This window comes from uncultured Roseobacter sp. (genome assembly GCF_947492555.1).
In the GTDB taxonomy this organism is placed as follows: Bacteria; Pseudomonadota; Alphaproteobacteria; order Rhodobacterales; family Rhodobacteraceae; genus Roseobacter.
This window is the reverse complement of the sequence record NZ_CANLNE010000002.1, coordinates 196913-210615: the sequence shown is the minus strand read 5'-3', so window position 1 is coordinate 210615 and position 13703 is coordinate 196913. Positions and strand designations below refer to the sequence as shown.

Here is a 13703-nt window from a genome sequence, read left to right as displayed (position 1 = left end):
TGAGGCGGTGAAAATCCAAATCGTCCCAAAAAGCGGTGTGAGAGATGCGTGTAACAATTCGTAAGGATTGAGAAATCATGACGAAAAAGTTGACGCCGAGCCTAAAAGCAACATTGTTACTGATATGACGGCGTCAGCGCCGCGCTTGTCTGCAAAAGACAAGGTCTGGGAGGACAACAGTTGACTGATCGCACCAAGGGCGCTGACGGACCGCAGTCCGTTCCGGCGCTGTTGCACCGCAATGCCACCGAGTTTGCGAACGCGCCTGCGTATCGTGAAAAGGAGTATGGCATCTGGCAGAGCTGGACATGGGCGGAGACGCGCGAAGAGATCGAAGCGCTGGCGCTGGGCCTGCTGGATCTGGGTGTGGCTGAAGGGGATTTTGTCGCGATCATCGGGCGTAACCGACCCAAGCTTTACTGGTCCATGGTGGCGGCTGAGATGTGCGGCGCCGTGCCTGTGCCGCTTTATCAGGATGCGGTTGCGGAAGAGATGTCATACGTGTTGAGCCATTGCGGCGCGCGCTTTGTGATCGTGGGGGATCAGGAGCAGGTCGACAAGGTGATTGAAGTGCAGGCCGAGCTGCCGAACTTCGAGCAGATGATTTACCTCGATCCCCGGGGCTTGCGGAAATACGATCATTCCCGGTTGCATCAATACAGCCACATCCAGGACGTCGGGCGCGCCAAGCGCGATGAGTTGACCGGGGAGTTGACCGAGCGGCAGAACAAGCTCGACTACGACAGTACCTGTGTGATGCTTTATACGTCCGGGACGACGGGCAAGCCCAAGGGCGTGGTGCTGAGCAACCGCAATGTGATCGAGACGTCGAAGTCCTCGTCTGAATTCGACGATTTGCGGCAGACAGATGATATTCTGGCCTATCTGCCGATGGCCTGGGTGGGGGATTTCATTTTCTCGGTCGGGCAGGCGATGTGGACGGGGTTCTGCACCAATTGCCCTGAAAGTGCCGATACGATGCACGTGGATCTTCGGGAAATCGGGCCGACGTATTACTTCGCGCCGCCGCGGGTGTTCGAGACGCAGCTGACCAATGTGATGATCCGCATGGAGGACGCAGGGCGCTTCAAGAAGTGGCTGTTCGATGTCTGCATGGCACAAGCGCGCAAGGTGGGCCCTGCGATTCTGGACGGCCAGCCGGTGAGCCAGTGGGACCGGTTCAAGTACAATCTGGGCGAGCTGTTTATCTACGGACCATTGAAGAACACGCTGGGCTTTAGCCGGGTGCGTGTCGGGTATACGGCGGGGGAAGCGATCGGCCCGGAAATCTTCGATTTTTATCGGTCTTTGGGCATCAATCTCAAGCAGCTCTATGGTCAGACTGAGGCGACAGTGTTCATCACGGCACAGCCCGATGGCGAGGTGCGTAGTGATACGGTGGGCGTCTGCTGCCCCGGTGTGGAGCTGAAGATCGCGGAGAATGGCGAGGTCTTCTATCGCTCGCCCGGTGTGTTCGTAGAGTACTACAAGAACGCGGAAAGTACCGCGGACACCAAGGATGCCGAAGGCTGGGTGGCGACGGGGGATGCGGGGTTTGTTGAAGAGGACACCGGGCATCTGCGCATCATCGACCGTGCGAAGGATGTGGGGCAGATGGCGGATGGATCGCTGTTTGCGCCCAAGTATGTTGAGAACAAACTGAAATTCTTTCCCAATATTCTGGAGGCTGTGGTCTTTGGAAACGGGCGCGATGAATGCACGGCCTTCATCAACATCGACCTCACGGCGGTGGGCAATTGGGCGGAGCGGAACAACATTGGCTATGCGTCTTATCAGGAGCTGGCCCGGCATCCGCAGGTGATGGACACGATCCAGGCTCATGTGGAGGAGGTGAATACCTCCATCGCGCAGGACGAGATGCTGTCAGGCTGCCAGGTGCACCGCTTTGTCGTGCTGCACAAGGAGCTGGACGCGGACGATGGTGAGTTGACGCGGACCCGGAAGGTGAGACGGCGGATCATCGAGGAGAAATACGCGGATATTATAGCCGCGCTTTACGATGGATCGACGTCGATAAGCACGGTCACGGAAGTGACCTATGAGGACGGGCGCAAGGGCTCGATTTCGGCAACTTTGGAAGTGCGATCAGCAGCGGTACAAGCCGTGGCGCAGAAGATGGCGGCGGAATGATGGGACGACGCTCGGCTGCGCCATCGCCCCGCCCACCCTCCCGCAGGGTGCGCTCAGAACTCTGTGATTGGTCCATTGTAGGCGGCGCTGACCGCGCGGCTGATGTGGAACCTTGTGGAGAAGCCGCGCAGGGTCGTGTCGATGTCGTGAATGGCTTCGGTACGGGTGAGGCCGCGGCTTTTGCGTTTGGCGGCCATCGAGATCAGGCAGGTGCGTTCCCAATCGCTGTGCATTGTGACGATCCTTTTTGCTGCTCCTGGGATCATCATAGACAGACAATGGTTAACATATCGCGGAGCCTGCGGGCGTTGGGGGTAAGCCATGCTTGATCAGGCCGAAGGATACACCACCGAGGACGGTCGTAAGATTGGCGGCGTGGTCATGGAGATGCGCAATATTACCCTGCGATTCGGGGGAGTTGAGGCGATCAAGGACATCTCCTTTGACATCCGCGAAGGGGAGATTCGCGCGATCATCGGGCCCAATGGGGCGGGCAAATCATCGATGTTGAATGTCATCTCGGGGTTCTATGTGCCTCAGGAGGGACAGGTGTTCTACAAGGGTACGCCGCGGCCGCCGATGAAGCCCTATCAGGTGGCACAACAGGGGATCGCGCGGACGTTTCAGAACATTGCCTTGTTCGAAGGCATGAGCGTGCTCGACAACGTGATGACCGGGCGGCTGACCCATATGAAGACCTGGCTGTTTTCGCAGTCGTTCTGGCTGGGCAAGGCGGAGAAAGAGGAAACCGAGAACCGGGAAGTCGCTGAAAAGATTATCGACTTTCTGGAAATTCAGGCGATCCGTAAGACGCCTGTCTCGCGGCTGCCGTATGGGCTGAAAAAGCGGGTGGAGCTGGCGCGGGCGCTGGCGGCGGAGCCGTCGCTCTTGCTGCTGGACGAGCCGATGGCGGGCATGAACGTGGAGGAGAAAGAGGACATGAGCCGCTTTATCCTCGATGTGAATGACGAGTTCGGCACGACGATTGCACTCATTGAGCACGACATGGGTGTGGTCATGGACCTCTCCGACCGGGTCGTGGTGATGGACTACGGCAAGAAGATCGGCGACGGGACACCGTCTGAGGTGCGCGGCAATCAGGCGGTGATCGACGCCTATCTGGGGGTCGCGCATGACTGAATTAGCCCCGTCAGTGGCGCGTCTGTTTTGGGTCGGTATCGCGTCGGTATTACGTTGGTGCGTGGCGAACGGTCGGCCCAGCACGTCTTTAGATCTTCATTTGGGCGTGGCGCCTGTGTTCTGTGCGGCGCGAACATACGCTCACGAACACTCCACTCCTGTTATATTTTTTGAACAAAAGGTTAACCATCGGCGGATTGTTTCCGTGGTACCACCCAAGCATGGGCGAGATCATGCTTAGTCTGCCGGCGATCCTGTCCTTCATGCAATGCCGCGCCCCTCGGGCTGGTGTCACAGAGCAGACGGACAATGGATACCTTTTGGAGGGTACAATGAGTAATTGGTGGTTAATGGGCGCGTTCGCTCTTGGAAGTGTGGTTTACACGAGCACGGACGCGGAAGCGGCGCCTCAATTCTGTGCGGAGCCGAGCCCGGCGATGCAGGAGACTTGCGAGGTTTATCAGTCGTATTGCGCGGCTTATCTGGAGGACCCGTCCTCGCTGGATCGCTCGACCTTGCGCGAAATTCCCAGTGGCGCGCGGGCGCGATTTGCAGCGAGCGAGTTGACGCAGGTCACGCTGGGGTATTTGACGACGCCGAACCCGCAGGTGGCTGTGGTTTATGGTGATGAATATCCGTCGTGCGAACTGCTGATGACGGGGATGCAATACTCGGATCTCTTAATCGCGTATCGCGACTGGCGCGGCGGCGAGGGGGCCAAGTTTGCGGCCACGGCCCCGTTCGAGCCGGTGTCGAAGCGCGAAATGCCGCGGGCCTATGCGGCGGTGTTTTTGGCCGCGCCCCGTGAAGACGGGCGAGTCACGGAGATCACCCTGAACTGGAACCTGAGCGAGGCGGGTCTGACCCGGCTCAAAGTCTCATATCAGCCTGAGCGCGAGCACACGCGGCTTCTGCTGGGACAAGGAGCAAACTGATGCCGGAACAGCTGGCCTTCACCATCGAGGTGTTTCTGAACGGGCTCATGGCGGGGGTGCTCTATGCGCTCGTGGCACTTGGCTTTGTTCTGATCTACAAGGCCAGCGGCATCTTCAACTTTGCGCAAGGGGTCATGGCGTTGTTCGCGGCCATGACCCTCTACGGGATCATGAATGGGCAGGTGCCGTTTGCCCATCTGATCAACGCGATTTTCGGCACGGAGCTTCATTACTTTGGCTGGAACGTGCCGGCCCTGGCGGCGATCTTGCTGACCATAGGCGTGATGATCCTGCTCGCCTGGATGGTGCAGCGGTTTATCTTTCGATATTTGGTCGGGCAGGAACCGATCATCCTGTTCATGGCGACCATTGGGCTGGCGTATTTCCTTGAGGGTGTGGGCGACCTCATGTGGGGCTCTGACATCAAGACACTGGATGTGGGCCTGCCGCAGGGGATCAATGAAACCATTGATGAGACTACCTTCGGGTGGTTCGGTTACGGCTTCTTTATCGACAATCTGGACATCGTGGCGAGTATCGTGGCGATCATTCTGGTGGCGGCGCTGGTGATGTTTGCGCAGTACACCAAGCAGGGCCGCGCGATGCGGGCCGTGGCAGACGACCATCAGGCGGCGCTCTCGGTTGGTGTGTCGCTGAATTTCATCTGGATCTTGGTGTGGTCGCTCGCAGGCTTTGTGGCGCTGGTGGCGGGCATCATGTGGGGGGCTAAATCCGGCGTGCAGTTCTCTCTGTCGCTGATTGCCCTGAAGGCGCTGCCGGTGCTGATGCTGGGCGGGTTCACCTCGATTCCGGGCGCGATTGTCGGCGGGTTGATCATCGGCGTGGGCGAGAAGCTTTTCGAATTCCTGATCGGCGCGCCTTACCTCGGCGGGGCCACGGAGAACTGGTTCGCCTACATGCTGGCGCTGCTGTTTCTGGTATTCCGCCCGCAGGGCTTGTTCGGGGAGAAGATCATTGAGCGTGTTTGAGCGGCGTCTTGCAAAACTTCTGGTGGCGCGTCGCTATTCTTCCAGTGAACGGAAGAGCGCTACGGTGAGTGCGGCTAGGATCGTGACCCCTAATGTGAGCGCCAGGTTCATGTCCCCAAAGACCAGCATGGCAAAGCAAAGGCAGACGCCGACGACACCCAGACAGATGACGATTCCAAAGCCCCATGTCATGGAACCGGAGAGCCTTTTCTCTGGCGGTGCGGCAGGCGTCTCGGTTCCGACGAATTCGGTTTCGACGACATCGACACTGTCGATCAGCAGCGCCCGCCGCGCTGTGTATTCCACGTCCGTAATCTCGCCGCGCGCCAGACGGGCGTCCAGCTCGCGCAGATCTTTCAGGATGGCCGTCATCAGTCCCACTCCTGCCCCCACGCTTGGGTGTGGCAGGGCAAATGGGGCGAAATTGGGAAAATCCGTGAAAGACTGTGACGTGGTTAACGCAGGTGGTGTGAAGCTGAAGGCCAAGGCCGTGTTTTGGGAAGGCGTGCATGCTCATACTTAAATGCCTTCGCTTCGCCGTTCTTTGGGGTCTGTGTTTGACTGGTTCAACCATGGCCGCTGGCGGTGCATGTTCAGGTTTTGCAAATCCTCAAGGAAGCGCCGGACTTGAACGCGTCAAGGGATTGATCAGCGAAGGGCGTTTCGCGGAAGCTTTTGAACGATTTGATGTCTCTGAAGATGCCAAGCGGCGCTTGGCCGAAGGACTGGAGGCTGTCGTATCGGAGGAAGCCTTGGAATGCATCACAATCAAACGATCACGCCAAAACCCCGATTTCATTTCCGAGGTTTTCATGACGGTCGGCGAGAGCGGAGCCCTCTACTGGACAGTCTCGGGCATCGTTGATGGGCTGGCGTTTCGGATGATCAGTTTCACTTATACCGACGAATTCGAAGATATCAGGGAGCTGATCTACTAATGTTTTATCGTGAAGCCGGGGATTTCAGCACCACCTATCCGCAGGACAGCCAGACCTTTCCGATCAAATTCGACCGCTGGCGGTACTATGTGGTGCTGTTCATCGCCGTCGTGGTCATTCCCTTCATGATCAATGACTACTGGGTTAATTCGATCTTCATGCCCTTCCTGATCTATGCGATTGCGGCAATCGGGTTGAACATTCTGGTGGGCTACTGCGGGCAGGTGAGCCTTGGGACGGGCGGGTTCATGGCCGTAGGGGCCTATGCCTGTTACAAGCTGATGACGGGCTTTCCGGAGGTCAGCATGTTCATCCACGTGCTGCTGGCCGGTGGGATCACGGCCATGGTCGGCGTGCTCTTTGGCCTGCCGTCCCTGCGGATCAAGGGGTTTTATCTCGCCGTGGCAACGCTGGCCGCGCAGTTCTTCCTGGTATGGCTTTTCAACAAGGTGAGCTGGTTCTACAATTACTCCGCCTCCGGCCAGATCAACGCGCCCGAGCGGGACACCTTCGGCATCCTGATCACGGGACCCAATACAGAAGCTTGGGCGACCTATATGTTCTGCCTTATCTTCACGATCTTTTCGGCTGTGGTCGCGCGCAACCTGACGCGCGGGTCCGTGGGGCGGCAGTGGATGGCGATCCGGGATATGGACATCGCGGCTGAGATCATTGGGGTGAACCCGCTCAAGGCAAAACTGACGGCCTTTGCGGTAAGCTCCTTCTTCGTAGGCATCTCCGGCGCGCTTTTCTTCGCGGTCTATCTGGGGGCTGTGGAAGTGGGCGAAGCCTTTGGCATCACCAAGTCGTTCCTCGTGCTCTTCATGATCATCATCGGGGGCCTCGGCTCGATCTTCGGTTCCTTCGCCGGGGCCGCCTTCCTCGTGCTGCTGCCGGTCGCGCTCAAGGTGATCGGTGTGGACTGGCTGGGCTGGCCCACGGATATCGTGGCGCATCTCAACCTGGTGATCGTCGGCGGGCTGATCGTGGTCTTCCTGATCGCGGAACCGCATGGGCTGGCGCAGCTCTGGCGGGTGGCCAAGGAGAAACTCAGGCTGTGGCCATTCCCACACTGAGCAACAGACAGGTAGGGTGGGCTTTCAGGCCACCCTCAACAAGAAAAACAGCGCCGGGCAACCGGCACATCGGACAAAAACCAAGGGAGGTAACACCGATGAATTATAAACTGGGAACATGGGCCGTGGCAGGCCTGATGGCGGCAAGCCCCGTGATGGCGGATCTTGTCTTTCCATCGCTGAGCTACCGCACCGGGCCATATGCTGCGGGCGGCATTCCGTTTGCCGACGGCTACGCAGACTACTTCACGCTTCTGAACGAACGCGACGGTGGCATCGGCGGCGTCATGACCCGCGTGCTGGAGTGCGAGACCGGTTATAACACCGAAAAAGGGGTGGAGTGCTATGAGAGCACCAAGGGTGAAGGCGCGCTGGTCTATCAACCGCTTTCCACCGGGATCACCTATCAGCTGATCCCCAAGGCCACCGCCGATGACATCCCGATCCACTCCATGGGTTATGGCCGGACGTCCGCTGCCAATGGCGATGTGTTCAGCCATGTCTTCAACTACCCGGCCAACTACTGGAACGGCGCATCCGCTGCGATTAACCATATCCTTGATGAGAACGGCGGTGATATTTCCGGCAAGAAAATCGCGCTGGTCTATCACAACTCTGCCTATGGTAAGGAGCCGATCCGTACCTTGGAAAAGCTGAGCGAGAAGCACGGGTTCGAACTGAGCCTGCTGGCGGTCGATCACCCCGGTCAGGAGCAGAAGTCCCAGTGGCTGCAAATCCGCCGCGAAAAGCCGGATAATGTGATCATGTACGGCTGGGGCGTGATGAACCAGGTCGCCGTGCAGGAAGCAGCGAACATCCGTTTCCCGATGGAGAATTTCATCGGTATCTGGTGGTCTGGCGCGGAGATCGATGTGCAGCCCGCGGGTGATAAGGCCAATGGCTACAAGGCGCTGGCGCTGACGGCGGTGGGCGACGACTTCCCGCTCTACGATGAGCTGCGTCAATACGTGGTTGATACGGGCAAAGCCGCAGGCGCGGGCGATCAGCTCGGCACCGTGCCCTACAACCGCGGGATCTATGCCGCCATGCTGGCCGCCGAGGCCGTGAAAGTGGCGCAGAAGATGCACGGCACAGATGACATCACCTCCGGCCAGATGCGCGATGGGATGGAGAACCTCGTGATTACCGAAGAGCTGATGACCGAACTGGGCCTGCCGAACTTCGGCCCGACCTTCTCCGTCTCCTGCCAGAACCACGGGGGCGAGGGCCTGGTGGCCGTCACGCAATGGGATGCGGCAGCGGGCGAGTTCGTGACGATCTCGGACTTTGCACCGACGGACATGGACGTCATCCAGCCGCTGATCGATGAGGATTCCGCTGCCTACAAGGCGGAGAACAACATCGAAAGCAACTGTAACTAAAACCATTGCCCCGGCAGGTCCACTGCCGGGGCATTCAACCTTACGCTGAGGTCACTGGCCATGCTGGATGCTGCCAAGGAACAGGACATTCGCGCCGACACGGTGCTGGACGTCAACAATATCGAGGTGATCTACAATCACGTGATCCTCGTCCTCAAAGGCGTCAGCCTGGCGGTGCCCAAAGGCGGCATCACCGCGCTTCTGGGCGGCAATGGCGCGGGCAAGACCACGACGCTCAAGGCGATCTCGGGTCTTCTGGCCTCCGAGCGGGGTGAGGTGACCAAGGGCACAATCAAGTATCACGGGCAGGACATTCATCACGCCGATCCGGCGGAGACCGTCAAGCGCGGGGTCGTGCAGGTCATGGAAGGCCGGCATTGTTTTGAGCACCTCACGGTGGAGGAAAACCTGCTGACTGGCGCCTACACGCGGCGCGATGGCAATGCCGCGATCCAGGCAGATCTTGAGATGGTCTATGGCTATTTCCCGCGCCTGAGGGAGCGGCGGAAGTCTCAGGCGGGCTATACGTCAGGCGGAGAGCAGCAGATGACGGCGATTGGCCGGGCGCTGATGTCCAAGCCCGAGACGATCCTGCTGGATGAGCCCTCCATGGGGCTCGCGCCGCAGCTGGTGGAGCAGATTTTCGAGATCGTGAAGTCGATCAATGAAGAGCAGGGCGTGACGATCCTTCTGGCGGAGCAGAACACCAATGTGGCGCTGCGCTTTGCACACTACGGCTACATTCTGGAATCGGGCCGCGTGGTCATGGACGGCCCTGCCGCCGAGCTGCGCGAAAATCCGGATGTTAAGGAATTCTATCTGGGCATGTCGGAGGAGGGCCGCAAATCCTTCCGCGACGTGCGCAGCTACCGCCGGCGCAAACGCTGGCTGTCCTGATAAATTGGGGGAAATGCGATGAGACAGTTGGGTTTGACTTTCGCGGCACTGATGCTGGCATTGCCGGTCTGGGCAGAGGACCTGGCGCAGCGCAACGTGTTGAACGAGCAGCCGCTGAGCGGGGCGGAGGGCATGGTGGTGATTGTCTCCGAGCTCAAGCTGATGCCCGGCGGGCGCATTCCACTGCACACACATCCCGGGGACGAACATGCGGTGATCGTTGTGGGCGGGTTGGCGCTCTTGCCGAATGGTAAGGAGGTGGAATTTGCTGCCGGGACGCCGATGTTCTTTCCGGAAGGTCAGGTGCACGGCGGTGTGACCAACCTCGGCACGGCACCGATGGAGATCGTTACCACCCATATCGTGCGTGCGGATGAACCCTTCCAGACAGCGGCGGAATGACATGACCCCGTATTTCGACGAGCTTGAAACACGCAGTGCGGATGCGCGCGAGGCAGCGCAGACCGCCTCTTTGATGGCGCAAATCGCGCGGGTCCGCGCCGCAGAGGATACATGTCTGCTCGAAGACGTGGATGTCACGGCGATTTCCGATCTGCCCAACCTGCCGGTGTTGCGCAAATCCGATCTGGCGCAATGGCAGAAAGAGAAACCTCCATTCGGCGGTATCCCCGTCTCGAACGCAGCACATGTGTTCCAGTCGCCGGGGCCGATTTACGAGCCCGGCGGGGTCAGCCACGACTGGTGGCGCATGGGCCGCTTTCTGCATGCCGCAGGGATTGGCGCGGGTGACGTGGTACAGAACTGCTTTGGCTACCACCTGACCCCGGCAGGCATGATTTTCGAAAGCGGCGCGCGCGCCGTGGGGGCCTTGGTGTTGCCCGCCGGCACCGGGCAGACCGAGTTGCAGGTGCAGGCGGCGGCAGCGGTGGGCACGACGGCTTACGCGGGCACACCGGATTATCTCAAGGTGATCCTCGACAAGGCCGCCGAGATGGGCGTGACCCTGAACATCACCAAGGCGGCGGTGGGCGGCGGCGCGCTCTTCCCCGCTATGCGCCAGGATTATGCGGATCGCGGGATCAGCTGCCTGCAATGTTACGCGACCGCCGATCTGGGCAATATCGCGTACGAGAGCGCCGCGATGGAGGGATTGATCCTCGACGAAGGCGTGATCGTGGAGATCGTGACGCCGGGCACCGGTGATCTTGTGGCGCCCGGCGAGGTCGGTGAGGTGGTCGTCACCACGCTGAACCCCGACTATCCGCTGATCCGGTTTGCCACCGGTGATCTGAGCGCCGTGATGCCGGGCCAAAGCCCCTGTGGACGCACCAACACGCGCATCAAGGGGTGGATGGGCCGCGCCGATCAGACCACCAAGATCAAGGGCATGTTCGTGCGCCCCGAACAGGTGGCCGCGCTGGTGGCGCGGCACGACGAGATCGTGAAGGCGCGTGTGATCGCCAGCCGGGACGGCGCACAGGACGCGATGACCGTTCAGGTTGAAGCAGCAGGCGGATCGGCAGAGAGTTTCTCCGCCAGTGTCGTAGACGTGCTCAAAATGAAGGGCGCGGTGGAAATCCTGGCGCCGGGCAGTCTGCCCCGGGATGGATTGGTGATCGAGGATCAGCGCAGCTACGATTAGAGGTGCGCGAGATGACCAAACCTGGAAACACGTCTGATGCGCATGCTCCCCTGATCTACGACGCCACTGCCGTCAAAAATGCGAAGAAGCTTGTGATCTGCGTGCCCGGTGCGCTGACGCGGGTGGAGATCTTCGATGCGATTCTGGATTGGCGCGCGCAGGGGTGGGAGCCGGTTTTCTATCCGTTTCCCGGGTTGGATGGGCGCGCATTGTCACCTCCTTTGGACATTGCAGAGGCTGCAGACGATATCGCCGAGTTTGCCCGCCGATACGCCGAGAAACGCATTTGCCTGCTGGGGTTCTCGACAGGGGGCGCCATTGTGGTCGCGGCTGCTGCATTGTTGGGTGATGACGTGAAGACGGCCGCTATTGCCCCCGCCTTGCCCTACGCCGGGGGCTGGGCGACGATGAAGGCCACGACAAAAGATCTGTGCGCGTCCGCGCTGCGGGCCCGGTCCATTGGCGTGCGCTCGGCCTGGAACGCCTACTATCACACGCTGCTCGTCGGGAGGGGCGGGGTGAGAGATGATCATCTCATGCAAACCGCCCGCACCGTCACAGCGAAACGATTGGAGCATATGGTCTATCCCGATGGGGGTTTGCTGCGTGCCCATGCACGGGGTTTGCGACGATGGCCGGGACCGGAGAAACCGCTGCGTAACCTGCAGCGATTGGCCTTCTTCGTCGGGGCTGAGGATCCTGTCTTCTCAAGAGAGGCCACCAAGGCCTATGCCGCGAAACTGGGGCGCGTGCAGCTGCGCGAATATGCTGGTCACGGCCATCTGTTGTTTCTCACGCATCCGGCCGTCTTTGACGATGTGCGCGCCTTCTTTGATGCGACCGATGCGGAGCCCGGCAAAGCCTCTGGCCTTTCCGACTAAAATTGTCGAAAAAGGCGCTCATGTCCGACGCACCGCCCGTTTCAACCGCATTGCCCGCCTCAGCCCGTCGCCGGGCGCAGGACGGATTGCGCGTTCTGGCGGGCTTTGCCGTGATGATTGCAAGCATCTGCGCCTTACCCATGCTGGCCGTCGCCATAGCCGCCCTGAGCGGTGGAACGGAGACCATCACTCATTTGATGCAGACCGTGCTGCCCCGCTATGCAGGCACAACCATATGGCTTGTCGCCTTGGTCTCGTTTGGGACGTTCTGTCTGGGGGTGGGGGCCGCCTGGCTGGTCACGATGACCCGGTTTCCCGGTGTACGCCTCTTTGAGATTGCGCTGGTGCTGCCGCTGGCCTTCCCGGCCTATGTGCTGGCCTATGCCTATACGCATATCCTCGATCATCCGGGCATCGTGCAAACCCTGCTGCGCGATGTGACAGGCTGGGGCCCACGAGACTACTGGTTTCCCGAAATCCGGTCTGTCGGGGGGGCGGCGGTCATGCTGATCCTCGTGCTCTACCCCTATGTCTACCTGCTGGCGCGGGCCGCATTCCTGCAGCAAAGTGCCACGACCTTCCTGGCCGCACGGGCGTTAGGCGCCAGCGCCTGGGCCGCGTTTTTCAAGATCAGCCTGCCGCTTGCCCGACCTGCGATTGCCGGGGGCGTTTTGCTGGCCGTCATGGAGACCATCGCGGATTTTGGCACGGTCGCCTATTTCGGGGTGCAGACCTTTGCGACCGGTATCTACACCAGTTGGTTTTCCCTCGCCGACCGTGCGGGGGCAGCACAGCTGGCGCTTTGCCTGCTCAGCTTTGCCCTGCTGCTGGCCTTGCTTGAACGGGCGCAGCGGGGCGGGGCCAAGTATCACGATCCGGCGCGTCGTCAACAACGTATGGAGCCCGCTGTGTTGAAGGGCCCACGGGCCGCGATGGCCGCAATCCTCTGCGGCATCCCGGTGGCGCTGGGGGCGGTGCTGCCGGTTGTCATTCTCTTTTCCATGGGGCTCGGATCGGAGCAGAACCTCCTGAGCCCGCGCTATCTCGGGTTTATTCAGAACTCCCTGACACTGGCCTCCGTTGCCGCTGTTTGTACTGTCGCCGCTGCGATCACCGTCGGGTTTTTCCAGCGGCTGCGCCCCGGTCGGCTATCGCACGGATCGGCTTATGTCGCGCGGTTGGGATATGCCGTGCCGGGTGGCGTCATTGCTGTTGGCCTGATGGTCCCCTTCGCAGCTTTCGACAACGCGTTTGATGCGTTTATGCGGGCCCGGTTCGACCTGTCGACGGGGCTCTTGATCACCGGATCCATCTGGCTGCTCGTCGCCGCTTATATGGTGCGGTTCCTCGCGGCGGCTCTGGGCGCTTACGAAGGCGGGCAGGCAATGGTGCCCGCGAACATGGACGCCGCGGCGCGCTCTCTGGGTCAAACGCCGACGGGCACGCTGCGCCGGGTTCACCTGCCTATTCTGGCGCCCAGCCTGCTGACCGCCCTGTTGATCGTCTTCGTGGACGTGATGAAGGAACTGCCCGCAACGCTTATCATGCGGCCCTTCAACTACGATACGCTGGCGGTGCAGGCCTACCGTCTGGCCTCGGACGAACGGCTCGAAGGCGCTGCCGTGCCCAGTCTCGTGATTGTTGCGATCGGTCTGCTGCCTGTCATCCTGATCTGCCGTCAGGTGAGCCGTCGCGGCAACAGGTAGGGTGG

At 60.3% G+C, this 13703-nt stretch carries 14 protein-coding genes; 12 read left to right on the top strand and 2 right to left on the bottom strand.

Annotated elements, in window-relative coordinates:
- Nucleotides 1-180 precede the first annotated feature (180 nt).
- Entirely contained in the window at nt 181-2151 is a 1971-nt protein-coding gene (locus Q1A07_RS08055; RefSeq protein WP_299779595.1) for an AMP-binding protein, read from the top strand.
- Between the two features lie 53 nt (nt 2152-2204).
- On the opposite strand, the gene Q1A07_RS08050 is transcribed toward Q1A07_RS08055, so the two are convergent.
- Nucleotides 2205-2384, bottom strand: coding sequence for a hypothetical protein (locus tag Q1A07_RS08050; RefSeq protein ID WP_299779593.1), 180 nt, complete (start codon nt 2382-2384; stop codon nt 2205-2207).
- A gap of 88 nt (nt 2385-2472) precedes the next feature.
- On the opposite strand from Q1A07_RS08050, the gene Q1A07_RS08045 reads away from it, so the two are divergent.
- The 3 genes from Q1A07_RS08045 to Q1A07_RS08035 all read left to right on the top strand — a co-directional run bounded on the left by Q1A07_RS08045 (nt 2473) and on the right by Q1A07_RS08035 (nt 5215).
- Nucleotides 2473-3291, top strand: coding sequence for an ABC transporter ATP-binding protein (locus Q1A07_RS08045; RefSeq protein WP_299779591.1), 819 nt, complete (start codon nt 2473-2475; stop codon nt 3289-3291).
- 332 nt (nt 3292-3623) lie between these two features.
- On the top strand, nt 3624-4226 hold the full coding sequence (locus Q1A07_RS08040; RefSeq protein ID WP_299779589.1) for a hypothetical protein: 603 nt from the start codon (nt 3624-3626) through the stop codon (nt 4224-4226).
- A complete protein-coding gene (locus Q1A07_RS08035) occupies nt 4226-5215 on the top strand; it encodes a branched-chain amino acid ABC transporter permease (protein ID WP_299779587.1) in 990 nt (329 codons plus the stop codon). Before Q1A07_RS08040 ends, Q1A07_RS08035 begins: the two co-directional genes overlap by 1 nt.
- A gap of 33 nt (nt 5216-5248) precedes the next feature.
- Here Q1A07_RS08035 and Q1A07_RS08030 read toward each other — a convergent pair whose 3' ends face one another.
- Entirely contained in the window at nt 5249-5587 is a 339-nt protein-coding gene (locus Q1A07_RS08030; RefSeq protein WP_299779585.1) for an SHOCT domain-containing protein, read from the bottom strand.
- A 137-nt stretch (nt 5588-5724) separates the two neighbouring features.
- Here Q1A07_RS08030 and Q1A07_RS08025 point away from each other — a divergent pair, with 137 nt between their 5' ends.
- From Q1A07_RS08025 to Q1A07_RS07990, 8 genes are all read left to right on the top strand, one after another.
- The gene (locus Q1A07_RS08025) at nt 5725-6153 is read left to right on the top strand and encodes a hypothetical protein (RefSeq protein ID WP_299779583.1); all 429 of its coding nucleotides are present in this window, start codon (nt 5725-5727) and stop codon (nt 6151-6153) included.
- Entirely contained in the window at nt 6153-7229 is a 1077-nt protein-coding gene (locus tag Q1A07_RS08020; protein WP_299779581.1) for a branched-chain amino acid ABC transporter permease, read from the top strand. Before Q1A07_RS08025 ends, Q1A07_RS08020 begins: the two co-directional genes overlap by 1 nt.
- 98 nt (nt 7230-7327) lie before the next feature.
- Nucleotides 7328-8611, top strand: coding sequence for an ABC transporter substrate-binding protein (locus Q1A07_RS08015; protein ID WP_299779579.1), 1284 nt, complete (start codon nt 7328-7330; stop codon nt 8609-8611).
- Between the two features lie 60 nt (nt 8612-8671).
- Nucleotides 8672-9508, top strand: a complete 837-nt coding sequence (locus Q1A07_RS08010) for an ABC transporter ATP-binding protein (protein ID WP_195821246.1) — start codon at nt 8672-8674, stop codon at nt 9506-9508.
- 18 nt (nt 9509-9526) lie between these two features.
- The gene (locus Q1A07_RS08005) at nt 9527-9910 is read left to right on the top strand and encodes a cupin domain-containing protein (protein ID WP_299779571.1); all 384 of its coding nucleotides are present in this window, start codon (nt 9527-9529) and stop codon (nt 9908-9910) included.
- 1 nt (nt 9911) lies between these two features.
- Entirely contained in the window at nt 9912-11111 is a 1200-nt protein-coding gene (locus tag Q1A07_RS08000; RefSeq protein WP_299779569.1) for a phenylacetate--CoA ligase family protein, read from the top strand.
- An 11-nt stretch (nt 11112-11122) separates the two neighbouring features.
- On the top strand, nt 11123-11992 hold the full coding sequence (locus tag Q1A07_RS07995; protein ID WP_299779567.1) for an alpha/beta hydrolase: 870 nt from the start codon (nt 11123-11125) through the stop codon (nt 11990-11992).
- A 20-nt stretch (nt 11993-12012) separates the two neighbouring features.
- A complete protein-coding gene (locus tag Q1A07_RS07990) occupies nt 12013-13698 on the top strand; it encodes an iron ABC transporter permease (protein ID WP_299779565.1) in 1686 nt (561 codons plus the stop codon).
- Nucleotides 13699-13703 lie beyond the last annotated feature (5 nt).